20 protein-coding genes are annotated in these 25591 nt (G+C 72.0%); 5 read left to right on the forward strand and 15 right to left on the reverse strand.

What is annotated here, in order from left to right; translation table 11 throughout:
- The first annotated feature begins 39 nt into the window (after positions 1-39).
- Positions 40-1461, forward strand: coding sequence for an RICIN domain-containing protein (locus V2W30_RS31170; protein WP_338701760.1), 1422 nt, complete (start codon positions 40-42; stop codon positions 1459-1461).
- 202 nt (positions 1462-1663) lie between these two features.
- Here the strand turns inward: V2W30_RS31170 and V2W30_RS31175 are convergent, their stop codons facing one another.
- Complete coding sequence (locus V2W30_RS31175) at positions 1664-3328, reverse strand: rhamnogalacturonan lyase B N-terminal domain-containing protein (RefSeq protein WP_338701762.1); 1665 nt, start codon at positions 3326-3328, stop codon at positions 1664-1666.
- A 254-nt stretch (positions 3329-3582) separates the two neighbouring features.
- Here V2W30_RS31175 and V2W30_RS31180 point away from each other — a divergent pair, with 254 nt between their 5' ends.
- A complete protein-coding gene (locus tag V2W30_RS31180) occupies positions 3583-4644 on the forward strand; it encodes a rhamnogalacturonan acetylesterase (RefSeq protein WP_338701763.1) in 1062 nt (353 codons plus the stop codon).
- A 20-nt stretch (positions 4645-4664) separates the two neighbouring features.
- On the opposite strand, the gene sigJ is transcribed toward V2W30_RS31180, so the two are convergent.
- A complete protein-coding gene (sigJ, locus tag V2W30_RS31185; RefSeq protein WP_338701765.1) occupies positions 4665-5639 on the reverse strand; it encodes an RNA polymerase sigma factor SigJ in 975 nt (324 codons plus the stop codon).
- 162 nt (positions 5640-5801) lie between these two features.
- On the opposite strand from sigJ, the gene V2W30_RS31190 reads away from it, so the two are divergent.
- Complete coding sequence (locus V2W30_RS31190; protein ID WP_338701767.1) at positions 5802-6524, forward strand: LUD domain-containing protein; 723 nt, start codon at positions 5802-5804, stop codon at positions 6522-6524.
- Between the two features lie 66 nt (positions 6525-6590).
- On the opposite strand, the gene V2W30_RS31195 is transcribed toward V2W30_RS31190, so the two are convergent.
- Positions 6591-7505, reverse strand: coding sequence for an SAM-dependent methyltransferase (locus V2W30_RS31195; protein ID WP_338701769.1), 915 nt, complete (start codon positions 7503-7505; stop codon positions 6591-6593).
- A 186-nt stretch (positions 7506-7691) separates the two neighbouring features.
- Between V2W30_RS31195 and V2W30_RS31200 the strand changes: the two genes are divergently transcribed.
- Complete coding sequence (locus V2W30_RS31200) at positions 7692-8111, forward strand: NUDIX hydrolase (RefSeq protein ID WP_425244710.1); 420 nt, start codon at positions 7692-7694, stop codon at positions 8109-8111.
- 43 nt (positions 8112-8154) lie between these two features.
- Here the strand turns inward: V2W30_RS31200 and V2W30_RS31205 are convergent, their stop codons facing one another.
- The 3 genes from V2W30_RS31205 to V2W30_RS31215 all read right to left on the reverse strand — a co-directional run bounded on the left by V2W30_RS31205 (position 8155) and on the right by V2W30_RS31215 (position 11406).
- Positions 8155-8892: a hypothetical protein gene (locus V2W30_RS31205; protein WP_338701773.1), complete on the reverse strand. Its 738-nt coding sequence runs from the start codon at positions 8890-8892 to the stop codon at positions 8155-8157.
- Between the two features lie 27 nt (positions 8893-8919).
- Complete coding sequence (locus V2W30_RS31210; protein WP_338701775.1) at positions 8920-10296, reverse strand: hypothetical protein; 1377 nt, start codon at positions 10294-10296, stop codon at positions 8920-8922.
- Between the two features lie 147 nt (positions 10297-10443).
- Positions 10444-11406, reverse strand: coding sequence for an NADP-dependent oxidoreductase (locus V2W30_RS31215; RefSeq protein WP_338701776.1), 963 nt, complete (start codon positions 11404-11406; stop codon positions 10444-10446).
- Positions 11407-11475: 69 nt separating this feature from the next.
- Between V2W30_RS31215 and V2W30_RS31220 the strand changes: the two genes are divergently transcribed.
- Positions 11476-12459 carry a GlxA family transcriptional regulator gene (locus tag V2W30_RS31220; RefSeq protein ID WP_338701777.1) on the forward strand — a complete coding sequence of 328 codons (984 nt, stop codon included), beginning with the start codon at positions 11476-11478 and terminating at the stop codon, positions 12457-12459.
- A gap of 22 nt (positions 12460-12481) precedes the next feature.
- Here the strand turns inward: V2W30_RS31220 and V2W30_RS31225 are convergent, their stop codons facing one another.
- The 9 genes from V2W30_RS31225 to V2W30_RS31265 form a co-directional block, all read right to left on the reverse strand.
- Positions 12482-14536, reverse strand: coding sequence for an NAD(+) synthase (locus V2W30_RS31225; RefSeq protein ID WP_338703835.1), 2055 nt, complete (start codon positions 14534-14536; stop codon positions 12482-12484).
- 89 nt (positions 14537-14625) lie between these two features.
- Entirely contained in the window at positions 14626-14997 is a 372-nt protein-coding gene (locus V2W30_RS31230) for a VOC family protein (RefSeq protein ID WP_338701779.1), read from the reverse strand.
- A 122-nt stretch (positions 14998-15119) separates the two neighbouring features.
- Positions 15120-17978: a glycoside hydrolase family 2 TIM barrel-domain containing protein gene (locus V2W30_RS31235; protein ID WP_338701781.1), complete on the reverse strand. Its 2859-nt coding sequence runs from the start codon at positions 17976-17978 to the stop codon at positions 15120-15122.
- A gap of 69 nt (positions 17979-18047) precedes the next feature.
- Positions 18048-19247, reverse strand: coding sequence for an ROK family transcriptional regulator (locus V2W30_RS31240; RefSeq protein WP_338701783.1), 1200 nt, complete (start codon positions 19245-19247; stop codon positions 18048-18050).
- A 323-nt stretch (positions 19248-19570) separates the two neighbouring features.
- Positions 19571-20821, reverse strand: coding sequence for a D-arabinono-1,4-lactone oxidase (locus V2W30_RS31245; protein ID WP_338701784.1), 1251 nt, complete (start codon positions 20819-20821; stop codon positions 19571-19573).
- Positions 20822-20993: 172 nt separating this feature from the next.
- Positions 20994-22031 (reverse strand): LacI family DNA-binding transcriptional regulator, encoded by a 1038-nt coding sequence (locus V2W30_RS31250; RefSeq protein WP_338701786.1) that lies wholly within the window; start codon positions 22029-22031, stop codon positions 20994-20996.
- A 108-nt stretch (positions 22032-22139) separates the two neighbouring features.
- The gene (locus V2W30_RS31255) at positions 22140-23006 is read right to left on the reverse strand and encodes a carbohydrate ABC transporter permease (protein WP_338701787.1); all 867 of its coding nucleotides are present in this window, start codon (positions 23004-23006) and stop codon (positions 22140-22142) included.
- Positions 23003-24001 (reverse strand): sugar ABC transporter permease, encoded by a 999-nt coding sequence (locus V2W30_RS31260; RefSeq protein WP_338701789.1) that lies wholly within the window; start codon positions 23999-24001, stop codon positions 23003-23005. Before V2W30_RS31260 ends, V2W30_RS31255 begins: the two co-directional genes overlap by 4 nt.
- A complete protein-coding gene (locus tag V2W30_RS31265; RefSeq protein ID WP_338701791.1) occupies positions 23998-25332 on the reverse strand; it encodes an ABC transporter substrate-binding protein in 1335 nt (444 codons plus the stop codon). The genes V2W30_RS31260 and V2W30_RS31265 overlap by 4 nt, the downstream gene beginning before the upstream one ends.
- Positions 25333-25591 lie beyond the last annotated feature (259 nt).

Below are 25591 nucleotides of genomic sequence, written 5' to 3' on the forward strand. Positions count from 1 at the left end.
AGCGCGCCCCGCGCCCCGCAGACAGAACCAGGAGCCCGCATGAGCCGCACCCGCAGACGCCTGTCCGCCCTCCTCCTCGCCTTCGCCCTGGCACTGGCCGGAGTCCTCCTCACCGGTGCCACCGCCCAGGCCGCCCCGCAGACGATCGCCAACGGCACCCAGTTCACGACGAGTTCCGGCGAACCGCTCCACGCGCACGGCGGCGGCGTCATCAAGTCCGGCGCCTACTACTACTGGTTCGGCGAGCACCGCAACGCCGACAACACCTTCCGCTACGTCGACGCGTACCGCTCCACCGACCTGAAGACCTGGGAGTTCCGCAACCACGTCCTCAGCCAGTCCAGCGCCACCGAACTCGCCTCCGCCAACATCGAGCGCCCCAAGGTCATGTACAACGCGGCCACCGGGAAGTTCGTGATGTGGATGCACAAGGAAAACGGCACCGACTACGGCGAGGCCCGCGCGGCCGTGGCCGTCTCCGACACCGTCGACGGGAACTACACGTACCAGGGCAGCTTCCGGCCGCTCGGCGCACACATGTCCCGCGACATCACCGTGTTCACGGACACCGACGGCACCGGCTACATGGCCTCCGCCGCCAACGAGAACTACGACCTGCACATCTACCGGCTCACCGCCGACTACACCGGCATCGCGAGCCTCGTCGCCAACCCCTGGCCCGGCGGTCACCGCGAGGCCCCGGCCCTCTTCAAGCGCGGCGGCGTCTACTTCATGCTGACCTCGGGCGCCACCGGCTGGAGCCCCAACCAGCAGCAGTACGCCACCGCCACCTCCCTCGCCGGACCGTGGAGCGCGATGAAGAACATCGGCGACTCGACGGCCTACGGCTCCCAGACCGCGTACGTCCTGCCCGTCCAGGGGAGTTCCGGCACGTCGTACCTGTACATGGGGGACCGCTGGGGCAACTCCTTCGGCGCCACGGTCAACGACTCCCGGTACGTGTGGCTGCCGCTGACCTTCACCAACGCCACGACCATGAGCATGAGTTGGACCCCGGAGGTCACCGTCGACACCGCGGCGGGCACCGTCACCGGCGCGAGCGCCACGTACGAGACCCTCACCGCCCGGCACAGCTCCAAGTGCCTCGACATCCCGAACCAGTCGCTGCTCGCCGGTGTCGCCGCCGCCCAGTACACCTGCAACGGCGGCACCAACCAGAAGTTCTGGTTCAAGAACCTCGGCGGCGGCTACGCGGCGCTCGTCGGCCGGGGCAGCTCCCTGTGTCTGACGGAGAACGCCACGAACGTGACCCAGGAGAACTGCACCGGCGCGACGAACCAGCAGTGGACCGCCACCACCTCCGGCGGCTACACGACGATCGAGGCCCGCGCCACCGGCGAGTGCCTCGACGTGAACGGCGGCTCCACCGCCGACTCCGCCGCGATCATCACGTACACCTGTAGCGGAGCGACCAACCAGCAGTGGAAACGCGGCAGTTGAGGTACGTGCCGAGGACTGCCGGGCGCTAGGGCCTGTCTCCCAGATCCCTCCTGCCCCGCGACGCCTGGCACGCGCTCTCGCCGCACCGGGCCCAAGGCCAAGTACATCCAGTACGAGGCCCTGCACCCGGCACGCCGAGAGCACGCACCAGACGCCGCAGGGCCCGCCCTTCGGGCGGACGGAGGGATCTGGGAGACAGGCCCTAGGCGAGCAGATCGATCGCGTCGATCGACGTGCCCGCGCTGAGGTACGACGTCGTGCCCGAGCCGCTCGCCACGTAGATCTTCAGCGTGTTGTACGTCCCGGCGTCCGTCTGCCAGGCGGACGCCGGGACGCTGTACGTGAACGTGTAGTTGTTGCCCCGGTACGAGCCGTTCGTCAGCGAGCGGGTGCTCGGCTGGGTGGGAGGTGAGGGGACCGCCGACGTGTAGGTGTCGTTGACGACGATCTGCGGGCGGCCGTTCGCGTACGCCGTCGTCACACCGATGCGGAGGGTGTGCGCCGTCGCCAGCTGCGCCGCCGTCAGCTTGAAGTAGACGGTGATCCCGCTGTTCACGTCCTTCCAGAGGTAGCAGGGGAAGCCGGACGTCTCGGTGCCGCTGCCGATGACGACGTTGCCGGTCCAGGAGGCGGCCCGGACGTCGGAGGGGTGGGCGTACGTCATCAGGTCGGCGTTCTTGAAGCCGGCGGGGGTACCGGTCCAGTCGTTGATGCGCCAGATCGCGGTGGCGTTGGAGGGGTCGTTCGAGGCCGGTACGGCCAGGGTGTTGAGGGTCGTCGTCCCGCCTGCCGTGACGGTCACCGACTGGGTGAGGACGGCGAGTTCCTCCTTGTAGACGGTCAGGGTGTACGTGCCCGGCAGGGCGCCGGTGAGCGAGAAGTAGCCGTCGGAGGCGCGGGCGGTGGTCCAGTACTGGGCGGCGGAGTTGGCGAGGCCCACGGTGTACGTGTACGCGGTGTCGCGGCCGGTGATGCCCACGCCCGCGACCCTGCCGCGCCCGGACGCGCCGACGTAGTTGGACAGGGGCAGGGAGTCGGCCCAGGAGGTGTCTGGCAGGGCGCCCGGGGCGCCACCGGCGGTGAGTTCGATGGCGTACGGGCCCTGGAGTCCGTACCTGCGGTCCTCGGTCTGGTTCTGGGCGTAGTGCAGGATCTCGTAGAGCCCGCCGCCGTCGGCGCTCTGGTGCCGCAGGAGCGAGCGGTAGAAGGGCCCGCCCGCGGCCTTCTCGTGGTTGGAGCGGACCATGTACAGGCCGACGCTCCCGGTGGTCCAGCCGATCGCGCTGTAGTCCTTGACCCGCAGCCTGGAGTAGTGCTTGGAGCGGGTCTGCCCGTCGGCCTTGGCGAAGACGTCGGACGCCTCGACGGTGGTGGGGGCGTACGTGTAGGAGTCCGGCTCGTCGTTGAGGAAGAGGCCGGCCTTGACGCGCAGGATGTACCGCGAGGAGGCGACGGAGTCGTCGGTGATCTGGGTCCACATGTAGACCCGGTTCTCGCCGCTGCGGGCCGCGTAGTAGTGGCGCAGCGTGCCGTACACGACGGTGATCAGGATGGTCGTGCCGGACTGGAGGATGCCGACGGTGGAGGTGCCCAGGCCGGACTCGATGTGGGAGTTCTTGCCGCCGTAGCCCTGGTACTCGGTGCCGTTGTAGACGAGCGAGGTCAGGTCTCCGTTGGTCTTGCTGACCTTGAAGACGAGGCTCGCCCCGGTGTCGACGACGTAGTTCGAGCCGTCGTCGGTGTAGCCGAACGTCGCCGCCGACGCGGTCGAGGACAGCGGTCCCGCGAGCGCCGCCACGGCGGTGGTGGCCGCGGTGGTGGCGAGCAGGGAGCGTCGCTTGATGCCGGAGCGGGAGATTTCGGGCATGCGGGTGCCCTCCTGGGGGTGGGTGAGTGGTGCGGGGACGAGAGATGTGCGTGGTGCGAGTGATTCGGCAGCGTGGCAGTCGAACGGCGTTCGCGAAAGCCCCCGCAACAAAAGGGACTTGAGAAATTCATCGAAATCTTTGAATCGTTGCAAGAGGGCTAGAAAGCGCTTGCCCCTTGGGCTAGGGTCCTGGGCCGTCGCCCGCTGCGGCGTCGCGCCGCCTGTGCACCGCACCCGCCGAAGGAGCCCCCATCGTGAGACGTGTCCTCGCTGTCGCCTGCGTCGCCGCAGCCGTCACCGCCGGTGTCCTCACCCCCGCCCACGCCGGATCCGCCGGCCGCGGACTCGACCACTGCACCGGAACCGCCCCGGTGACCTGCCACTTCGATGTGGCTCCCGGAAACTACGACGTCCGCGTCGTGTTGGGCGGCGAGGCGGCCGGCAGCACCTCGGTCAGCGGCGAGACGCGGCGCGCACTGCTTGCGGAGACGGCGACGGCGGCGGGACAGACCGTCCACCGCTCGTTCACCGTCGACGTCCGCACCCCGGAAGGCGAGCCGACCGGCGCCGCCGGAACGGACGGGCTCGACCTCACCTTCGCCGGATCCGCACCCGAGCTTGCATCGATTCAGGTCAAGCCCGCGCGGCGTACCACCCCGCAGATCTTCCTCATCGGCGACTCGACCGTATGCGATCAGCCGGCCGACCCGTACACGGGCTGGGGGCAGGAACTCCCGCAGTTCCTCAAGCGCGGGGTGTCCGTCGCCAACTACGCTGATTCCGGCGAGAGTTCGGTGACGTACCTGGACAACCCGGCGCTCTTCGCGACCGTCGAACCGCTGATCCGGCCCGGCGACCTCGCCCTCATCCAGCTCGCCCACAACGACAAGACGACCGACGGCGCGACCTACCGGGCCAACCTCAAGACGCTCGTCGACCGGGTGCGGGCGCGCGGCGGCCGCCCGGTCCTCGTCACGCCCATCGTGCGCCGCTGGTTCAACGCGGACGGCACCCTGAACAACGGCACCGCCCTCCTGGTGAACGGACTCGGCGTCGATCACCCCGCCGTCATCCGGGAGTTGGCCGCCACGGAGTCGGTCCCGCTGATCGACCTCACCGCGCTGACGAAGGCGCGCGTGGAGGAACTCGGCGTCGAGGGCTCGAAGACGCTGTACCTGTACAACGAGAAGCGGGACAACACGCACACCTCGGTCCGCGGGGCCACCGAGTACGCGCGGTTCGTGCGGGACGCCCTGAAGGAACAGGGCCTGGTGCGCGCCGAGTCGGTGCGCGGCGCCCTCCCCTCAGGGAGCTGATCACTCCGTCCGGGACCTGATCACCCGAGCTCGCCGTCAGGCGCGTCCGGGCCTCGGCCCGCACCCCAGGAACGGAGCTTCTCGGGGTTGCGGACCACCCAGATGTGCCTGATCAGGCCGTCGGCCGCGACGTCGAACGCGAACACGGTCACGGTGACACCGCTCTCCTGCGCCACCAGACCGGGCCGGCCGTTGACCGTCCGCTCCAGCAGCGTCATGGTGCCGAGCCGCAGCCGGGCGAGCTCGGCCCAGGCGCGCGCGATCCGTTCGCCGCCCTCGATGGGGTCGGCGAACGTGACGGCGCGGCCGCCGCCGTCGGCGACCGCCCTGGCCCCGGGATCGAGCAGGCCGATCAGCGCCTCGATGTCCTTGGCCTCCCACGCCCGTTTGAAGTCCCGTACGACATCCGCGTGGTGCGGGACGGGCGGCACGGAGGGCCGCGCCTCCCGCACCCGCCGCCGGGCCGACGAGGCCGACTGCCGACAGGCCGCAGGGGTGCGGCCCACGACCTCGGCCACCTCGGCGAAGGAGTAGCGGAACACGTCGTGCAGGATGAACGCCACGCGCTCGGCCGGGGTCATCGCGTCGAGCACGACCATCAGGGCCAGGTCGACCGACTCGTCCAGCGTGACCCGGTCGGCCGGGTCGGCCGCGGCACCGTCCGGCCGACCGCCGAGCCACTCCGCGCGGTCGGGCAGCGGCTCGGGGAGCCACTCACCGACGTACGTCTCACGGCGGGCCCGCGCGGAGCCGAGCACGTTCAGGCAGACGCGGCTGACGACCGTCGTCAGCCAGGCGCCGGGGGACTCGATGGCGTCCCGCCGCTCGCGCGACAGGGCGTACCAGCGGATGTACGTCTCCTGCACCGCGTCCTCGGCCTCGGCCAGGGAGCCGAGGAGCCGGTAGGCGATGTTGATCAGCCGGCGGCGCTCGCTCATGACCGCGTCGAGGCCCGGCTCCGGCCGGTCGTCCCCTGTCCCGTCCCGGGTGGTCATGATGCCGACAACTCCTTCGGTCGCGTCCGCCTTCACCCGTCCGACAGCACAGGCCGCCCGAATGTCAGGCGGACCCCGGCCTGACATTCTCGCGGGCTGTCCTGTCGAGGTGCTGAGACGCGAGGAACGCGTCGTCCAGCGCACAGGAAGCCGAGGGACACCATGACCACACCCGCACCCGCACCCGCACCCGCCCCCACCCCCACTGCCACCCCCACGCCCACCGGCACAGCCACGGACGCCGTCGCCACGCCCGCGCGCGTCGCGGCCTCCGGCACCGCCTTCGCCGTCCCGGCGACCGCCGACCGTCTGGAGCGGGCGGCCGCCGCGCTCACCGCACACGGGTTCACCGTGGAGATCGTCGACGACGTCGCCGCCGCGCGGGCCCGTGTCGCGGAGCTGATTCCGGCAGGCGCCTCGGTGTTCACCGGGGCCAGCGAGACGCTCCGCCTGTCCGGCATCGAGGACGACATCAACACCGGCGGCCGGTACGACGCCGTCAAGCCGCGCCTCCTCGCCATGGACCGGGCCACCCAGGGCGACGAGATACGGCGGCTGAGCGCCACGCCCGACGTCGTCGTGGCCAGCGCGCACGCGGTCACCGAGACCGGCTCCCTCGTGATCGCCTCCGGCAGCGGAAGCCAACTGCCCAGCGCCGCGGGCGGGGCCGCTCGCGCCCTCTGGGTCGTCGGGGCGCAGAAGATCGTGCCCGACCTCGACACCGCGCTGCGCCGGGTCGAGGCCCACTGCCTCCCGCTGGAGAACGAGCGCGCCCAGCGGGTCTACGGGATGCCGAGCGCCGTGAACCGCCTGCTCGTCCTCAACGCGGAGTACGTCCCCGGGCGCGGCACCGTTGTGCTGCTGCGCGAGCCCATCGGGTTCTGAGGGCCGGCCGGTGGCCCCCGCCGGTCACCGGCCGCCCGCACAGGCCGTCAGGCGCGCCCCGCGCGCTCACGGCTTCAGCGCGACGGCCCCGTAGATGTTGATGTCCTCGGCCCGTACGTCGCCGATGCCGCGCCGTGCCGCCTGCTCCAGGGGGTCAAGGCCGGACAGGTCCGCGTCCGGGTCGACGGCCGGCAGGTCCCAGGTGCCGTCCGGGCGCCACTCGTGGACCGGGACGATGCCGGGCTCGACGGGCTCCAGGCCGTTGTCGGTGAAGAAGCGCAGGAACTCGTCGCGCGAGCGCAGGGTGAACGGCAGGCCCGTCGCCTTCAGGCCCGGCAGGATCTTCTCCGGATTGAGGTCGGCCGTCAGGTGGCTCAGGAAGACGGCGCTCCCCGACGGCAGCGCGTCCACCAGCGTCGCCACGATCTCGTACGCCGCCGGGGCCTCCACGAAGTGCAGGATCGCGGCCAGGCCGAGCCCCACCGGACGGTCCAGGTCCAGCGTCGCGCGGGCGCCCGCCAGGATCGCCTCGGGGTCGCGCAGATCGGCGTCGAGATAGTCGGTGCTGCCCTCGGGCCCGCCGGACAGCAGCGCCCGCGCGTGCGCGAGGACGACCGGGTCGTGGTCGACGTACACCACGCGCGTCGCGGGGGCGATGGCCTGGGCTATCTCGTGGACGTTCGGCTGCGTCGGCAGGCCGGTGCCGATGTCGAGGAACTGGCGCAGGCCCGCCTCGCGGGTCAGGTGCGCCACCGCCCGCCGCATGAAGTCCCGGTTGTGCCGCACGTCCAGGTAGCCGCGCGGGTTGCGGCCGAGCGCGTGCGTGGCGGCGTCCCGGTCGATCGCGTAGTGGTTCTTGCCGCCGAGCAGCGCGTCGTAGACCCGGGCGGGGTGCGGCCGCGAGGTGTCGATGCGGGCGCGCAGCCGCTCCGCGTCCTCGGCGGCGGTGCTGGTGGGGGCGGACGGGGCGGAGTCGGCCATCGGGCATCCTGTCGCGTCGGCGGGTCACGAGTGTCGGGCGCGTGTGCTGTACGTGTGCGGGGCACGTGAGGGTCGTGCGAGGCTCACGGTAACGCCTTGACCTGTGCCTCGAACTCCCGGTGTCCGAAAGCACGTTGGGATCGGATGCCGTCTCACGCGCCACGCGCTACCGTGGGACACGTGGACATGTCCTCGGAGATCCGGCTGGCCGCTGCCGTCGTCGTGCACGGCGGGCGCGTTCTGCTGGTCAGGCGCAGTGAGACCGAGCGGTTCCTGCCCGGCGTGTGGGGCGTGCCCTGCGGAAAGCTCGAACCGGGCGAGAGTCCCGGGGACGGCGTGCTGCGGGAGCTGAAGGAGGAGACCGGTCTGCTCGGCCGCGTCGAGTGCCGGGTCGGCGAGTCCTCCTTCGTCAGCGACTACCGAGGCCGCGAGGTGAAGAACCGGCAGGACAACTTCCTGGTGCGGCCCGTCGGCGACCGACCCCACACGATCCTGCTGCCGCACCCGGACCAGGCCGCCGCGTGGCTGGCGCCGACGGACCTCGACTCCGTCGAGATCGACGCGTACAACCGGGACATCGTCGCCCAGGCGCTCCCGTTCCTCTGAGATCCGCCGCATCGCCCGCCTCTTTGACGTCCGCCGCCCGCCGTCAGGCCGTGAGCGGGGTCAACAGGCCGATGAGCGAATCCAGTTCGGCCAGGTACTCCTTCACGCCCAGGGGCGTCTTCGCCACGGCCGGCGCGTGCCGCGCCGCCTCCGCGCCGAGGAACACATCCGTGTGCCGCCGGCGCCCGGCCCCCGTCTCCAGGAACAGCGTCACCGTCGGATACGGGGCCGTGCTCCACGCCCGGTGCAGGGTCCGCGCCGACAGCGCGTAGCTGCTGCCCGCCGCGTACTCGGCGACCTGGACGAGCCGCAGCCGGGCCTCGCCCGCCGGTTCGAGCAGCCAGTCCGCGGTCCCGGGGGAGAGGGACTCCTGGTAGCGGGCCGCCGCCTCACCGGCCCCCTGCGGCGCGTCGTCCGCGTACAGCTCCATCCGCAGCGCCCCGTGCACGACGTGCGAGGCCAGCGGGGAGCGGTGGTTGTGGATGTCCTCGGGGCCGCGCGCCTCCGGATGCCACACGTGCGCGCGCAGCATGTGGTGCGGGCCGCCGTCGATGAGCAGCAGCTTGTCGAAGCCGAGGACGTGCCGGTACGAGAGCCGCGCGCGGTCCGCGGAGTCGGCGCCGCCCGCGACGAGGTCCTGCAAGAGCCCCAACAGCCGTTCAGGTGTGCCGAGACGGGCGACGACGTCGTGCGCGGCCCGCGCGAGAACGGCCTCGGGTGCCGTCACGTCGAGGGCGTCGGCGAGCAGCCGCCGCGCCGAAGCCACCTGCCGACCGCCCATGTGCGGGTCCTCCCGGGACTTGTCGAGTCATGGTTCATACATCCATAGGGCATGGGCCCGCAGCGCCGAAAGACCTTGATAGGTCATCCATATCGGCCGCCGCAGCTCGCCCGTGTCGTCCCTGACCCAGGTCCAGATCCCGTCCGTCTGCCCCCGCCACACCGCGGCGGCCGCGCCCGAGAGCTGATCGCGCCGCGGTCGTTCGGCGCCGCTTGCGCGCGCGACCTCCCGCGCACCCGGCGTGAGCAGCGCCCTGATCAGCCAACTCGCGGTGAAGTGGCGGACGTTCAGCACCTCGACGCGGTCCGGGTCGTCGGCGCGCGGGCGGCGCACCTCCTCGCGCAGGTTCTCCAGGTCGAGGCAGCCGTCGTGGGCCGTGTCCGGGCAGGCGAGCAGCCAGCGGACCCCGCCCTCGCGCGCCGCGCGCGCCGCGTCGCTCTCCTCGCCGAGCACCCGGGCCGCGCGGTCGAGCGCCACCACGGCCTGCGCCGTGTGCAGCGCGGACGGCGGGCCCTGCGGGGCGGCGAGACGGTAGCCCCAGCGGGGGTGGTCGGCGCGCTGCGGGTCGGTCACGGCACCGGCCACCAGGATGTCGCGCAGGGTGCGCAGCCGGTCCCGCTCGTCCGGCGCCGCGCGCAGCATGCCGCGCAGCACCGTGGTCACGACGTGCGTCAACTCGTAGCCCTGCCGGTCGAGTTCACGGGTGAAGCCGGCCGCGCAGCGGTCCGCCTCGGCCGCGACCCGGTCCGGGTCGGCGCCCGCGCGGGCCAGCGCGCCGAGCACCAGGGACGTCACCTCGGGCCGCGCCTGCGTGCCCTGCGAACGGGCCGACCAGCCGCCGTCGGGCAGCCGCAGCGCCCACAGCGTCCGCACCAGCTCGCCGGTGCTGAGCCGGCCGTCGGACGCGCCCAGGTCGAGCGCGAGGTGCAGCCCGTACGCCGTGCCCGTCGCCGTCGGCCTGACCCGCCCCGGCTCGCCCAGCGAGTGCGTCCAGCCGGTGAGCCGGGCCCCGGTCACCGGATCGACCGCCGTGCACAGCTCCTCGGTGAGGGTCGTGTACGTCGCCGAGATCAGCGCGGTGAGCCGGCCGGGATCCGTCGCCGGCGGGCTCGACTGCCGTGCCCGCGCCGCCTGTTCGGCCTGGCGGGAGCGGACCAGGGCGGCCGCGAGCCACACCGCGACCCCCGTGCCGAGCCCGCCCGCCGCGGCGATCGCGTACCGCGCCGAGTCCCCGGCCAGGCCGCCCGGCAGCAGCCCGTACAGCGCCTGGAACACGGTGTACGCGGCGGCCACCGCGCCGAATCCGCCGAGCCAGCCCACCAGGCGCTGCGGCGGCGACACGCGGCGCGCCCGCACCGGCACCCCGGCGCGCGGCGGCCGCCGGTTCAGCTGCTGCTGCGACACGGTGGGCTCCCTCCCCCAGGGCTCCACGTGAGTCACGGAGAACTCAAGTCCCCCAGTCTACGGCCGGTTGAGGGAGGTCGCAGGAGGTCGCGGGAGGTCAGGGCCGCCGCCCGCCGGTGCGTGCCGGCGCGGCGACCGGCGGGGTCCTCAAGGCCGTACGGTCAGCACCAGCTTGCCCGTGACGCGGCCCGTCTCGCCCTCCGCGTGCGCCTTCGCCGCCTCGGCGAGCGGGTACGTGCCGGAGACGTGCGCGCGCAGCTTGCCGGACGCGACGAGATCGGCGACCGCCCGCATGCCCGCCTGGTCGTGCTCGACCAGCATGGCCGTGGCCCGCACACCCAGCTCGGCGGCGCGGCCCGGCACGTCCTCCATGCCGTTCGGCAGGATCGACACCAGGATGCCGCCGGGGCTCAGCACTTCGAGGGAGCGCAGCCGCTCCTCGCCGCCCAGCGGGTCGAGGACCACGTCGATGTCGCGGGCCTCCTTGACGACGTCGGCGGTGCGGTAGTCGATGACCTCGTCGGCGCCGAGGCTCCGTACGAAGTCGTGCTTGGCGGCGGAGGCCGTGCCGATGACGTATGCGCCGCGCGCCTTCGCGATCTGCACCGCGACATGGCCGACACCGCCGGCCGCCGCGTGGATCAGCACGCGCTGGCCCGGCCGCACCTGGGCGTTGTCGACGAGGGCCTGCCAGGCGGTCAGGGACACCAGCGGCAGCGCGGCGGCCTCCACGTGGGTCAGCTCCGCGGGCTTGGGTACGAAGGCGCGGGTGGGCCCGGTCACGTACTCGGCGTGCGAACCGGAGCCGTACGGGTACGGGAGCATGCCGATGACCTCGTCGCCGGGGCGGTGGAGGGAGACGCCGACGCCCACCGCCTCGACGACGCCCGACACGTCCCAGCCGAGCGTGAACGGCGGCTCGCCCAGGAAGGCGCCGAAGCGCCGGTGCTTCCAGTCCGTCGGGTTCACGCCCGCCGCGTGCACGGCGACGAGGATCTGCCCGACGCCGGGCCGCGGGCGCTCGACCTCGACCTCCTTGAGCACGTCGGGGTCGCCGAGGGTGTCCTGGCTGATGGCCTTCATGAGCGGGGGTGTCGTGTTCTGGGTCATGGATCAAGCCTGCGCCACGGTTCTCGGCCGGGCAATGGCAAGATTGCCAGTCAACGATAGAATCGTGCCATGCAGCCGATGGAATTCCGCTCCGGGCCACCCCACCGCGTGGTCGTCCTCGCGCTCGACGGCGTGTACCCGTTCGAGCTGGGCATCCCGAACCGGGTCTTCGCCGAGGTCGAGGGGGCGTACGAGGTGGTGACGTGCGCGGCGACCGACGACCGCACGGTGGCGACCAGCGCCGACTTCACGATCACCGTCGGGCACGGCCCCGAGGCGCTGGAGACCGCGGACACCGTGGTCCTGCCGCCGTACGACATGACCAGGATCGCGGCGGAGCCGCCGGAGCCGGTGCGCGCCGCCCTCGCCCGGATCCGCCCCGGCACCCGGATCGTCTCCATCTGCACCGGCGCGTTCACGCTCGCCGCGGCCGGGCTGCTCGACGGCCGTCCGGCGACGACGCACTGGGCGCTCGCGGGGCTGTTCCGCCGGATGTTCCCCCAGGTGGCGCTCGACCCCGAGGTGCTGTTCATCGACGACGGTGACGTGCTGACCTCGGCGGGCGCCGCCTCCGGGGTCGACGTGTGCCTGCACCTGGTCCGCTCCGACCACGGCAGCGCGGTCGCCAACCGGGTCGCCCGGCTCTGTGTCGTCCCGCCCTGGCGGGAGGGCGGCCAGGCCCAGTACATCGAGCAGCCCGTTCCCGACGAGGGCGCCAGCGGCACCGCCGACACCCGTGCCTGGGCTCTGGAGCGGCTCGAACGACCTCTGGCACTGCGGGAGTTGGCCGCGCACGCGGGGATGAGCCCGCGCACGTTCGCCCGCCGCTTCCAGGAGGAGACGGGCACGAGCCCCGGCCGCTGGCTCATCCAGCAGCGGGTGCACCGGGCCCGCCATCTCCTGGAGTCGAGCGATCTGCCCGTCGACCGGATCGCGGCGGAGGTCGGCTTCGCCACGGGGGCGTCACTGCGCCAGCATCTGCACGCGGCGATCGGGGTGTCCCCGCAGGCCTACCGCCGCACGTTCCGGGCCGCGCCCGCGCCGGTGGGCTGAGCGCGCCGCGACCGCCCCACCGCTACCGCGTACGGTCCGGCCACTCGAAGCGGTCGAGGTCCCGCAGCCACGCCCGCGCGTTGCCGTCCGACGGGGCGCGCCAGTCGCCGCGCGGGGACAGTGAACCGCCCGCCGACACCTTCGGCCCGTTCGGCATCGCGGACCGCTTGAACTGGGCGAACGCGAAGAAGCGGCGGCAGAAGTACTCCAGCCAGTGGTGGATCTCCGCGAGGTCGTACGCCGTGCGGTCGGACGCGGGGAAGCCGGGCGGCCAGGCGCCCGCCTCCGTGTCCCGCCAGGCGTGCCACGCCAGGAACGCGATCTTGGAGGGCCGGAAGCCGTACCGCAGCACGTGGAACAGGGTGAAGTCGTGCAGCGCGTACGGGCCGATCTTGTCCTCGGTCGACTGCATCTCCTCGCCCGGCACCAGTTCGGGGCTGATCTCCGTGTCGAGGATCGCGGTCAGCGTCTTGCCGGCCTCGTCGCCGAACTCGCCGGTGCTGACGACCCACCGGATCAGGTGCTGGATCAGCGTCTTCGGCACACCCGAGTTCACGTTGTAGTGACTCATCTGGTCGCCGACACCGTACGTGCACCAGCCGAGCGCCAGCTCCGACAGGTCACCGGTGCCCAGCACGATGCCGCCGTGCTGGTTGGCGAGCCGGAACAGGTAGTCGGTGCGCAGCCCGGCCTGCACGTTCTCGAAGGTCACGTCGTAGAGGGGCTCGCCGTTCGAGAACGGGTGGCCCATCTCCTTGAGCATCAGCGTGGCCGTCGCCGTGATGTCCAGCTCGGCCGCCGTGACACCGAGGGACTCCATCAGCTTGTGGGCGTTGCTCTTGGTGTGGTCGCTCGTCGCGAACCCCGGCATCGTGTACGCCAGGATGTCGCTGCGCGGACGGCCCGCGCGGTCCATCGCGCGGGCGGCGACGATCAGCGCGTGCGTCGAGTCGAGGCCGCCCGAGACACCGATGACGACCTTCGGGCCGCCGATCGCGCCGAGCCGCTGCTGCAACCCCGCGACCTGGATGTTGTACGCCTCGTAGCAGTCCTGCGCGAGCCGCTCCGCGTCCGCGGGCACGAACGGGAAGCGCTCGACGCGGCGGCGCAGGCCGAAGTCGGCGGTCGGCGCCCCGAGGTGGAAGCCGATCCGCCGGAAGGAGCCCGTACGGGCGGCGTGCGTGCGGCGGTTGTCGTCGAACGTGCCCATCCGCTGCCGCTCCTGCTGGAGCAGATCGAGGTCGACGTCGGCGACCGCGTACTGGTCGCCCTGCGCGAACCGCTCGGTCTCGGCGAGCAGCGACCCGTTCTCGTAGATCAGCGTCTGGCCGTCCCACGACAGGTCCGTGGTCGACTCCCCGAGCCCGGCCGCCGAGTACACGTACGCGGCCAGGCAGCGGGCGGACGCCGAACGGCACAGCAGCTTGCGGTCCTCGGCGCGGCCGACGGTGATCGGACTGCCGGACAGGTTCGCGAGCACCGTCGCCCCGGCGAGGGCGGCCTCGGCGCTCGGCGGCACCGGCACCCACATGTCCTCGCAGATCTCGGCGTGCAGCACGAGGTTCGGCACGTCCTCGGCGGCGAACAGCAGATCCGTGCCGAACGGGACGTCCGTGCCGCCGATCCGCAGGGTGCCGCCGCGCTCGTCGTCGCCCGAGGCGATCTGGCGCTTCTCGTAGAACTCGCGGTACGTCGGCAGGTACGACTTGGGGGCGACGCCGAGGATCCGCCCGCGGTGGACGACGACGGCGCAGTTGTAGATCCGGTTGCGGTGCCGCAGCGGGGCGCCCACGAGCAGCACGGGAAGCAGCTCGGCGGAGCCGTCCACGACGGTGCGCAGCGCCCGCTCGACGTCGTCGAGCACCGCGTCCTGCAACAGGAGGTCCTCGATCGAGTACCCCGTCAGACAGAGCTCGGGAAAGACGGCCACCGCGACCCCGTCCCGCGCGCACTGGCGGGCCTGACGCAGGACCGCCTCCGCGTTCGCGGGCGGATCGGCGATGGCGGCGTGGCCGGTGCAGGCGGCGACCCGCGCGAAACCGTGGCTGTAGATCGACCGGAAGTTCACGCGGCCCATCATCTCAACCCGCTCGAACGGTCGCGCGCCCACCCCGTCCGAACCGCCGCTTCGCGGGCGTCGGCCGTACGGGTGGCCGGGCGCGCCGCTCAGCCCCTGACCACCAGGCAGAACGGATGCCCGGCCGGATCGGTCAGCACCCGGAACCGCTCCTTGTCGGGCTGCGACGCGGGCGCCCCCGCCCCCAGCCGCAGCAGCTCCGCCTCGGCGGCGTCCAGATCCGCCACCGCGAAGTCCAGATGCACCTGCTGCGGCACGTCCTGCCCCGGCCACCGCGGGGCCCGGTACCCGTCGACCCGCTGGAACCCGAGGAACAACCCGTCCCCGCGCGTGAGCCCGGCGAACTCGCCGTCCGAGTCCGGATGCGGTACGAGACCGGTGGCCCGTTCGTAGAACGCGGCGAGGGCGAGCGGGTCGGCGCAGTCGAGAGTGATCGCGGCGAGGCGCATCCGCAGGGGCACGGCGGTCTCCAAGGGGTGGCGGGCGCGGAAAGCGCCACGGTAGAGCGACCGCCCGCGCCAGGGCCACCGGGTATGCGCCGGTCGCCGTACCCGAGCCCGGGTACGGCGACCGGCGCATACCGCTAGTCCCCGCCCACCTCCGTGAACGTGAACGCGAACTCCGCGGCCCGCGCCACGAGTTGGTACCGCGGCAGCGGGCCGGGGCCGCACGACTGGGAGCCGATGCCCTGTTGTGCGTGGTCCAGGTTCACCCACACCGTGTCGCCGGGGACGAGGTCCGTGCGGTGGGTGGCCGCGTCCAGTTGCTCCGTGGTCCAGCGGCGGGCCGTGAACCAGAACTCCGGGTCGCCCTCGATGCGCAGACCGCCGATCTCCGCCCAGCGGACGTCGGCCCGCGCGCCGTTCTCCTGCGGGAAGACGTACGGGGTCTGGAGTGCGTCCACGTCGTCGTGCCACAGGCCGAGCGCGGACGCCTGCCGGGTGTCCGGGTACGCCTCGCCGGGGCCGCCGCCGAACCAGCGCACCCGCGACGCCCCCTCGGGCAGCCCGAACCGTACGCCGAGCCGCGGCAGCGCCACCGGCCACTCGCCCTCCGGCGCCACCGACACCGTCAGCCGCAGCGCCGTGCCGTCGGACGTCCAGCGGTAGACCGTGCGCAGGCCGAGGTCGCGGCCCGCCGGCGCGACCCGGCCGCGGACCGTCAGCGCGTCGTCGGTCGCCTCCACCGAGTCCAGACGGTGGCGCATCCGGTGCAGGCCCAGCTTGCGCCACTGCTCGCCGAGCCGGACGTCGTCCTGCCAGCTCGCCCCCGCGTCGTTGTCCGTCGGCGCCCGCCACACGTCCAGGCGCGGCGCGGTGACCGCGATCCGGCCGACGGTACGCAGCTCACCCGTGCGCGGGTCGAACGTGGCCGGGCCGAGCGTGATCAGCCCCGCACCGTGCACCGGCCGCGCGCCCGTCGCCGGCCTCGGCACCGGGCGCGGCGTCGACACACCCTGTCCCCAGGCCACTTCGCGCTCGTCGGCGTCGAGCGCCCGCACCGTCCACTGGCTCTCCGTACCGGGCGCGTCGACCGGCGGTGCGGGCAGCTTCACCTCCGTGGACTCGCCTGCGGCCAGCGGCGGAACGGACAGCGAGCCCGTCTCCACCGTCTCGCCGTCGACCTGGTACGACCATGCGAAGACCAGGTGCGACAGGTCGCGGAAGTCGTGACGGTTGCCGACGCGGACCGTGCCGGCCGGGCCGTCCACCTCGATGCGGACCGGCTCGATCACCTTCTTGAACTCCAGCAGACCGGGCGTCGGCGTGCGGTCGGGGAACAGCAGCCCGTCGCAGACGAAGTTGCCGTCGTGCAGCTCCTCGCCGAAGTCGCCGCCGTACGCGTACCCGTACCGCTCGTCCGCGATCCCGTGGTCGATCCACTCCCAGACGAAGGCGCCCTGGAGCCGGTCGTACGTCTCGAAGAGCCGCTGGTAGTCGGCCAGTCCACCCGGGCCGTTGCCCATCGCGTGCGCGTACTCGCACAGGATGAAGGGCAGCCCGCGGCGCCGGTCGGTTCCCCCGTCGAGCCCCTTGCCGATCTTCTCGACCTCGGCGTGCGAGGCGTACATCCGTGAATACACGTCCGTGTCACGGCAGTTGATGTCGCCCTCGTAGTGCACGAGGCGCTCCGGGTCGCGGCCGCGGATCCACTCCGCCATCGCCGTGAGACCGCGGCCGGTGCCCGCCTCGTTGCCGAGCGACCACATCACGACCGACGGATGGTTCTTGTCGCGCTCCACCATGCGCGCCGCCCGGTCGAGCAGGGCCGGGGTCCAGCGGTCGTCGTCCACCGGATTGTCGCGCCAGTCCTGCTCGACGAAGCCGTGCGTCTCCAGGTCGCACTCGTCGATGACCCACAGCCCGTACTCGTCGCACAGGTCGAGGAAGGCCGGGTGCGGCGGATAGTGGGAGGTGCGGACCGCGTTGACGTGGTGGGACTTCATCAACGCGACGTCACGGCGCATCGTGTCGAGATCGAGCGTACGGCCGTGCTCCGGATGCCACTCGTGCCGGTTGACGCCCTTGAACAGGACGGGCACGCCGTTGACCTTGATGAGGCCGTCCTCCAGCACCACCGTGCGGAACCCGATCCGCAGCGGCACGCGCTCGCCCTCGGTCACCAGCTCACCGGCGTACAGCCGGGGTGTCTCCGCCGTCCACGGCTCGACCGGGACGGTGACCGGCTCGCCCGTCGCCGCGTCGACGCCCAGCTCCGGGACGATGACGCGGCCGTCCACGTCGCTGTCGACGCGCAGCGTGCCGAGGCCGGTCGTGTGGTCGTACGAGGCGTGCGTGAAGAAGTCGAGGACGCAGCCCGCGGGGCGGTGCAGCAGCGTCACGTCACGGAAGATGCCGGGCAGCCACCACTGGTCCTGGTCCTCCAGGTACGAGCCCGACGACCACTGGTGGACCCGGACCGCGAGGACGTTCCCCGTGGGCTTCAGGAGCGAGCCGACCGCGAACTCGTGCGGCAGGCGGCTGCCCTTGAACTCGCCGAGGTCCGTGCCGTTCAGCCAGACCCGGGCGCACGACTCGACCCCGTCGAAGCGCAGCACGGCGCCGCCGCCCGCGGCCTCGCCCGGCCAGTCGTCCGGCAGGTCGAAGGTGCGCAGATGGTCGCCGGTCGGGTTCTCGGTCGGCACGTACGGCGGGTCGACCGGGAACGGGTAGAGGTGGTTCGTGTAGACCGGCGCGCCGAACGCGCCGTCGCCCTGGAGGACCCAGTGGCCCGGCACCCGTACCTCGGGCCAGTCGCCGGCGTCGAACCCCTCGGCGGCGAAGGACTCGTCCTCGGCGTCGGCGGTCGGCGACAGGCGCAAGCGCCAGGAGCCGTTCAGGGAGAGGGAGGCGGCGGACGACGCGGCGTACCAGGTGCGCGGGGGCAGGGCCCCGTGGCCGGGCAGGACGTCATCGACGTAATCGACATGACGGTTGGACATGGATCTCCCGGTGAGTGAGTGAGTGAGTGAGTGAGTGGGTGGGGGCAGGGTCGGTGGTGGTGGGTGGTGTCAGGGGGTGCGGCGCATGGTGGGCGTCGGGGCCAGGGCGCGTTCGAGCGCGAACGTCGCCGCGCCCAGGCACACCGGGTCCGTGGGGATGGGGGAGAGCACGATCTCGGCGCGGGCCAGTGAGTGGCGCAGCGCGTGCCGGGCGACCGCGGTACGCACCTCGCCGAGGAGCAGCTCACCGAGATACGTGGTGACCCAGCTGCTCAGCACGATGACCTCGGGGTTGAGCAGATTCACCAGATCGGCGATGCCCGCCCCGAGATAGCGCGCGGTGTCCCGCACCGCCTGCACGGCGACCGGCTCTCCCGCGGCGGCGGCCGCGGCGAGGGCGCGCACGGTGGCCGTCTGGTCGTCGGGATGCAGCAGCGGTGAACTCGGGCTCAGCTCGCGGAGGTTGAGCATGATGCCGGGCGCCCCGACGTACGTCTCCACGCAGCCGCGGTTGCCGCAGTGGCAGAGCCGGCCGTCCAGGACGAGCGTGGTGTGGCCCCACTCGCCCGCGCTGTTGCCGATGCCCCGGTACAGGCCGCCGCCGAGCGCGAGGCCCGCGCCGACGCCCGTGCCGAGGTTCACCACGACGGCGTCCTCGCGGCCGCGGGCCGCCCCGGACCACAGCTCGGCGACGGTGCCGGCGTGCAGCGGATTGTCCAGGTGCAGCGGCGGATCGACGCGCTCGGCGAGCAGCGCGCGCAGCGGGACGTCGTGCCAGTCCCAGTTCGGCGCGTAGACGGAGACGCCGCCCTCCCGGTCCACCTGACCGGGCAGCGCGACGCCGACCCCCAGGACGCGCCCCGCGTGCCCCGCGAGCACCTCGTCGACGGCGTCCGCGATCAGGGCGACGACCTGCTCCGGCCGGTTCTCGCCGGGGCGCACCTCGCGGTCCGCGCGGGCCACGACCTTCAGCGACAGGTCGAACAGCTCGGCGTGCACATACGTCTCGGCCACGTCCACGCCGACCAGCGCCCCGCGCCCGGCGGCCACGGCGAGCAGACCGCGCGGCCGCCCGCCCTCGGAGTCCTCGAAGCCGACATCGGTGAGCAGTCCCAGGTCGAGGAGCTCCGTGACGAGCGTGGCGACCGTCGCCTGGCTCAGCCCCGTCAGCTGCGCCAACTCCCGCCGTGACAGCGGGGAATCGGCGATGATGTGCCGCAGGACCTCGTACCGGTTCGCGGTGCGGATGTCCCGGGAGGTGCGCCTCACGCCGCCGCCTCCCCGGAGCCGGTGGCCCGCTTGAGCCACACCGTCGCCGGGCGGGTGAACAGACGCGGCGCGGGCGGCGCGGCGACGGCCCCGGTCAGGGCGGCTTCGGGCATGGCGGGACCCCGGGATTCCATGAGGGAGAGGTGGGTCGCGGGACGGCCGCCTTCCAGGGCTCGAACCGTCCCGCCCGACTCACGCTAGGACGCCCGCCGGGACTTCACCAAGGGGTTGGACGAAGCCCTGACGTAAGTCCAAGAGGTTTCGCGAAAGTCCTGCACACCCCTCCAACTCCGACGACGAAAGTCCAGTCCCCGGAGGCGGATTCAGCGGTCGAGCAGGGCCCGCACGAACGTGTTGGCGAACTTGCCCTCCGGGTCGAGACGCCTCGCGAGAGCGGCGAACTCGGCGGCCCGCGGATAGCGCGCGACGACCTGGTCGGGGGCCGCCGTGAAGACCTTCCCCCAGTGCGGCCGCGGCCCGAAGGCGCGCAGCCGGTCCTCGACCAGCGACACCACGGGCAGCACACGCGCGGTGTCCGCCACCCACGTGAAGTGGAAGGCGACCGTGTCCCGCCCGTACGAAGGGCTCAGCCACTGCGTGTCGGCGGCCACCGTCCGCACCTCGCACACCTGGAGCACGGCCGCGATCTCGTCCCGCACGGCGTCGAGGGCGGCGAGCGCGTCCTGCGCGTGCTCGCGCGGCAGCAGGTACTCCGACTGCAGCTCGTCGCCGCTGCTCGGCGTGAACTCCGCCCGGAAATGAGGCAGTCGCTCGTGCCAGGGGCCCGGCACCCCGAACTGCTCGGTGCAGTTGACGGCGGGCATGCCGGGGACGGGGTGCTGCTTGTCCGTGGCGGGCTCGGCCCACGGGAAGTCGACGGGCAGCGGATGCCGCTGCTTGACCCAGACCTGGTCGAAGTGCGGCCCCTGCCACGTGGTGAACAGGCTCACGCTGTACGCGGACGACGTGACGGCCGCGAAGTCGAGTCCCTGGAAGGGGAGTTCGCGCAAGACGCGCTGGCTGACCTCGTAGTCCGGCTCCACGTCCAGCGTCAGCGAGAGCACGACGCCGAGCGCGCCCAGCGAGACGACGGCGCCCTCGAAACCCTCGTCGCCCCGCGCCAGGGTGACCGTCTCCCCGCCGCCGGTGAGGATCTCCACCGCGCGGACGGCCTCGGCGAGCGACCTGTTCGCGTTGCCCGAGCCGTGCGTGCCGGTGGCCACCGAACCGGCGACGGAGATGTGCGGCAGGGAGGCCATGTTGTGCAGCGCGAGACCCCGGGCGTGCAGCGCGGCGGCCAGCTCCGCGTACCGCACACCGCCGCCGACCCGGACGGTGCCCGCGGCCGGGTCGATGTCGATCGTGGCCGGGAGGCCGCCGAGCGAGACGAGGACCCCGTCGCGGTCCGCGTCCACGTCGGCGATCCGGTTGAAGGAGTGCCCGCTGCCGAGCACCCGTATGTGCGGGCTCTTCGCCACGAGGGCGCGCAGCGCGTCGGGCGAGGTGGGGCGGTGTACCTCCGGGGCGGAGAAGGTGATGTTGCGGGCCCAGTTCGTGGGTCGGGTCTCGGGCATGCGGACGGCCTTTCCATGAGGTCCTGTGCCGATTTGATCACGCACCGACGGCCCGGAACGCGCTTACCCCCAGGTAGCACACAGCTCGGCACCGCCCACGCTCAGGAGGATTCGATGAGAGGGGCCCGGGTGGCGGCGGCGCCCAGCGGCAGGGCTGAGCGCGCCCCGGGCCTCAGGCGGAGCCCCGCCGCACCAGCTCGGTCGGCAGTATCACCGTGGCCGGGGCCTCGCCGCTGATCTGCGCGAGCAGCACCCGCACCATCTCGGAGCTGATCCGGTCCAGCGGATGGCGGATCGTGGTCAGCGCGGGCTGCGTCGCGAGGGCGGCGGGGGAGTCGTCGAACCCGCCGATCGCCACGTCGTCGGGGACCCGGAGGCCGGCCTGGGCCAGGGCGCTCATCACGCCCTGCGCCATCAGGTCCGAGGCGACGAACATGGCGTCGAACTCCACGCCGTCCGCGAGCAGTCGGGCGACCGCGGCCTCGCCGCTCGCCCGGCTGTAGTCACCGGTGACGATCAGCCGCTCGTCCGCCTCGATCCCCGCCTCGGCGAGCACCTCGCGGTACCCGGCGAGCCGGTCCACACCGCCCGGGGTGTCCAGCGGACCGGTGACCGTGGCGATCCGGCGCCGCCCGAGCGAGAGCAGGTGGCGCACCATGTCCCGCGCGCCGTCCCGGTCGTCGGCCGCGACGTAGCTCACCTTCGCGCCCGGCGCGCCGATCCCCATCGGCCGCCCGCACGCCACCAACGGCACGCCCGCGTCGCGCAGTTCGGCCGCGACCGGGTCACCGGAGTGCGAGGAGACGAGCAGCACGCCGTCGACGTGCCCCGAGGTGATGTACCGCAGGTTGCGCCGCCGCTCGTCCGGCGTGCCCGCGATCATCAGCAGCAGCGTGATGTCGCGCTCGGCGAGCGCCTTGGTGCAGGCCCGCAGCAGCACGTTGAAGTTCGGGTCCTCGAAGAACTTCTCCTGCGGTTCCGTGAGGAGGAACGCCACCGAGTCCGAGCGGCCCGTGCTGAGGCTGCGGGCGTGCCGGTTGACGACGTACCCCGTCTTCTTGATGGCCACCTCCACCGACTGCCGGGCCGCCGGTGAGACGTAGTGCCCGCCGTTCAGGTAGCGGGAGACGGTGCCGCGCGACACCCCCGCCACCCGTGCCACGTCGTGGATGGTGGGCGGTTTGCGGCGTTCATTCGGGCTGGTCGTCATGGTCCTCGATGGTCAAGGGTGGTGCGGGCAGGGGCGGTGGGTACGCACGGTGCTGCCATCGTGCCGGTCCGGACGCGTCCCGCCCCGGGACAGGTCCGGACCTGTGTGTCACGCCTTGATGGAACCACTCAACAGGTCGAGAGACCAGAACCTCTGGATCACGAGGAACAGCCCGATCAGCGGCAGGATCGCCAGCAGACAGCCCGTGATGACCAGAGTGTAGAGCGCGGGCTGCGACGCGCCCTGGGCGAGCAGCGTGTAAAGCCCCAGCGTGAGCGGGAACTTGGTGTCGTCGGCCAGCATCACGTACGGCAGCAGGAAGTTGTTCCAGATGCCGACGAACTGGAAGAGGAACACCGTGATCAGGCCCGGCACCATCATCGGCACGGCGATCCGGGAGAAGATCCGCCACTCGCCGGCGCCGTCCATCCGGGCGGCCTCCAGGAGCTCCCCGGGCACCGCCGCGTTGGCGTAGATCCGCATCAGGTACACGCCGTACGGCGACAGGATCGACGGCAGCAGCATCGACCAGTACGTGTCCGCGAGGCCCATCTTCGACAGCATCAGGTACTGCGGCACGGACAGGATGATGCCGGGCACGAGAACACCGGCCAGCATCAGCTTGAAGACGAACTCCCGCCCCCGGAAGGCGAACCGGCCGAGCGCGTAGCCGCCGGCCGCCGAGACCATCGTCGACAGCAGGGCGCCGACGCCGGCGTAGAGGGCCGAGTTCGCCATCCACTGCCAGTAGATGCCGTCCCGGTACCGGGACAGGTCGTGGACGTTGTCGAGGAACCCGGTCCCGGGCGCCAGCGTGAACGTCGAGAAGAGCTCGGCCCGGCTCTTCGTCGCGGCCATCACCACCCAGACGACGGGGATCAGGCAGTACAGCGCACCCAGGACCAGGACGAGGGTGGGGACCCAGGCGGTGCGCCGTCGGCGGGCGGGGCCTGCGGCCAGGGTGAGGGACGTCATGCCTGGTCCTCTCGGGTGAACCGGTTGGAGATACGGAGCAGGGTGAAGGAGAGCAGGAAGGTGGCCGCGGCGAGCACCACCGCGGTGGCCGACGCTCCGTAGATGTCGGCCCGGCCGAAGGCGCTGTTGTAGATGGTGAGCAGGGGGCTCCAGTCCTTCGGGATGCCGTTCTCGATGGCCTGGAGCGCCTTGGGCTCGGTGAACACCTGGAGGGTGGCGATCACCGAGAAGAAGAAGGTGAGCACCAGCGACGGCGCCACGATCGGGATCTTGATGCGGAGGGCGATCTTCAGGTCGGAGGCGCCGTCGATGCGGGCCGCCTCGTAGATCTCCTGCGGGATCGCGCGCAGCGCCGTGTAGATCACGATCATGTTGAAGCCGGTGCCGCCCCAGACCGCGATGTTGGCGAGGGACAGGTACAGGTTCGTGCCGTCGAACAGGTTGGGCTCGGGCAGATCGAGCTTGTCCAGGACGAAGTAGAAGGGGCTGACGTCGGGAACGTAGAGGAAGCCCCACATGACGGCGGCGAGGATGCCGGGCACCGCGTACGGAAGGAAGATCGCGAGACGGGCGAAGGGGCCGCTGCGCACCTTCGGGGTGTCGAGCATCAGCGCGAAGAGCAGGGCGAGGCCGAGCATCGTCGGGATGACGATGACGCCGTAGCCGAGGGCGCGCACGACGCTCGTGCCGAAGAGGGAGTCGCTGAAGACGGCGGTGTAGTTGCCGAGGCCGCTCCACACCTCCTCGCGGGCGTGCGAGCCGAGGCCCGCGCCCTGGACCTCGACCTTGTGCAGGCTGATCCACACCGAGTAGCCGAGCGGGACCGCAGTGAACGCCGCGAACAGCGCGAGTGTCGGCAGCAGGAACCAGTACGGGGCGAAGCGGCCGCCGCGCCGGACACCTCTGGTGCGGGGGGAGCGGGCGGCCTCGGTGGTGCCGCCCGCCGAGGGCCCGTCCGACGTGCGGACGGAGCCCTCGAGCGGAGTGGTGGTCATCCCGCGACCACCTTGAAGCCCTGCTTCTTCATGTCGGCGAACGTCTTGTCCTGCATCTCACCGACGGCGCTGACGAACTGGGACCTCTTCTTCGCCTTGGCGGCCTTGCCGAAGCCGTCGGTGAAGGCGTCGTAGCAGGTCTGGACGTTCGGGCCCCAGGCCGAGGCGACCGTCGTCGCGGAGACCTCGGCGGCCGTCCCGTAGAAGTCCTTCTGGTTCGGGAAGAACGCGGGGGTGGTGAGGATGTCGTCCGACTCCTGGGCCGCGGTGGCGGCCGGGTAGATGCCGGTGTACTTGACCAGGGCGGCCAGCGCCTCCGGGTCGGTGTTCAGCCACTTCACGAACGTGGTGGCGGCCTCCACGTTCTTGGAGTCCGTGGAGACGCCGGTGGACGAACCGCCCCAGCTGCCGGTCCTGTTGTCGCCCGCGCTCCACTGCGGCAGCGGCGCCATCCGCCACTTGCCCTTGGTGTCGGGGGCGGTGGAGACCAGTGTGCCCGGGGCCCACACGGCGGAGACCCAGGCCATGTGGGTGCCCTTGCTCATGGCGGTGTTCCAGGCCGGGGTGTACATCGGCCGGTTGTCGATGACACCTTCCTCGACCAGACCGCCCCAGAAGTCGGCGACCTTCTTCGTGGCGTCGTCCTCGACGGCGACCGTCCACTTGCCGCTGCCGTCGACGCTCCACCACTTGGCGCCGGCCTGCTGCGACAGGCCCGCGAAGAGGCCCGAGTCGTTGGAGGAGAACGTGGTCAGGTAGGCGTCCAGGTCGGCCTTGCGGGCGGCGCGGGCCACCTGCGCGAACTCGTCCCAGGTCTTCGGCACGGACAGCTTGTGCTTCTTGAACAGGTCCTCGCGGTAGTAGAACATCAGCGGCCCGGAGTCCTGCGGGATCGCGTAGAGGGCGTCCGTGCCCAGCGTGACCATGCCCCACGTGCCGTCGGCGAACTTGGACTTGGTGTCCTTGGCGTACTTGGCCAGGTCCGCGAGGACGTCGTTCGAGACGAGCGTCGGCAGCGACTGGTACTCGACCTGGATCAGGTCCGGGGCGTTGCCCGCCTTCTTCGCGGTGATGACCTTGGTGATCATCTCGCCGCCACTGGCCTGCTTGGACACCGTCACCGTGATGTCCGGGTTCTTCTTGTTCCAGATCGCGGCAACCTTCTCCATGTTCGGCGCCCACGACCAGTAGGTCAGCTCGACCGGACCGGAGCTCTTGCCGGAGTCGCTGTCGTCGGAGCCGCCGCAGGCGGCGAGGGAACCGGCGAGGCCGGTGGCGAGGGCTCCGGCCAGAACGGAGCGCCTGCGGATTTCGCGACGGTGGATCGACATGTTCTCTCCCCTGGAAGGCGGGCCGGACCGGGTGTCCCACGTGGGGGGCTCCCCGTCGATCGCGACGGGGGCACGAAGGGGCAGGAAACCGGGCGGCTGAGCACGTTGGTCCGTGCTGTTCTGTGATCGTGCACAGTAGAGAATTGTTTCGCCCCCTTGTCAATGCATGGGGTTGAGGGTTACTTACTTGTTGCCAACAGATGAAGCGCCCTCTGAATCCTGTGCCCGGTTACAGTCCGAACGTGGCGTTCCGGTACGG

Source organism: Streptomyces sp. Q6 (assembly GCF_036967205.1).
GTDB classification, from domain to species: Bacteria; Actinomycetota; Actinomycetes; order Streptomycetales; family Streptomycetaceae; genus Streptomyces; species Streptomyces citrinus.

Coding starts and splice junctions, on each gene's coding strand:
- V2W30_RS31170 (WP_338701760.1), top strand. CDS start 40: ATGAGCCGCACCCGCAGACGCCTGTCCGCCCTCCTCCTCGCCTTCGCC.
- V2W30_RS31175 (WP_338701762.1), bottom strand. CDS start 3,328: ATGCCCGAAATCTCCCGCTCCGGCATCAAGCGACGCTCCCTGCTCGCC.
- sigJ (WP_338701765.1), bottom strand. CDS start 5,639: ATGACCACCCGGGACGGGACAGGGGACGACCGGCCGGAGCCGGGCCTC.
- V2W30_RS31190 (WP_338701767.1), top strand. CDS start 5,802: ATGACCACACCCGCACCCGCACCCGCACCCGCCCCCACCCCCACTGCC.
- V2W30_RS31195 (WP_338701769.1), bottom strand. CDS start 7,505: ATGGCCGACTCCGCCCCGTCCGCCCCCACCAGCACCGCCGCCGAGGAC.
- V2W30_RS31200 (WP_425244710.1), top strand. CDS start 7,692: ATGTCCTCGGAGATCCGGCTGGCCGCTGCCGTCGTCGTGCACGGCGGG.
- V2W30_RS31205 (WP_338701773.1), bottom strand. CDS start 8,892: ATGGGCGGTCGGCAGGTGGCTTCGGCGCGGCGGCTGCTCGCCGACGCC.
- V2W30_RS31215 (WP_338701776.1), bottom strand. CDS start 11,406: ATGACCCAGAACACGACACCCCCGCTCATGAAGGCCATCAGCCAGGAC.
- V2W30_RS31220 (WP_338701777.1), top strand. CDS start 11,476: ATGCAGCCGATGGAATTCCGCTCCGGGCCACCCCACCGCGTGGTCGTC.
- V2W30_RS31225 (WP_338703835.1), bottom strand. CDS start 14,536: ATGGGCCGCGTGAACTTCCGGTCGATCTACAGCCACGGTTTCGCGCGG.
- V2W30_RS31235 (WP_338701781.1), bottom strand. CDS start 17,978: ATGTCCAACCGTCATGTCGATTACGTCGATGACGTCCTGCCCGGCCAC.
- V2W30_RS31245 (WP_338701784.1), bottom strand. CDS start 20,821: ATGCCCGAGACCCGACCCACGAACTGGGCCCGCAACATCACCTTCTCC.
- V2W30_RS31250 (WP_338701786.1), bottom strand. CDS start 22,031: ATGACGACCAGCCCGAATGAACGCCGCAAACCGCCCACCATCCACGAC.
- V2W30_RS31255 (WP_338701787.1), bottom strand. CDS start 23,006: ATGACGTCCCTCACCCTGGCCGCAGGCCCCGCCCGCCGACGGCGCACC.
- V2W30_RS31260 (WP_338701789.1), bottom strand. CDS start 24,001: ATGACCACCACTCCGCTCGAGGGCTCCGTCCGCACGTCGGACGGGCCC.
- V2W30_RS31265 (WP_338701791.1), bottom strand. CDS start 25,332: ATGTCGATCCACCGTCGCGAAATCCGCAGGCGCTCCGTTCTGGCCGGA.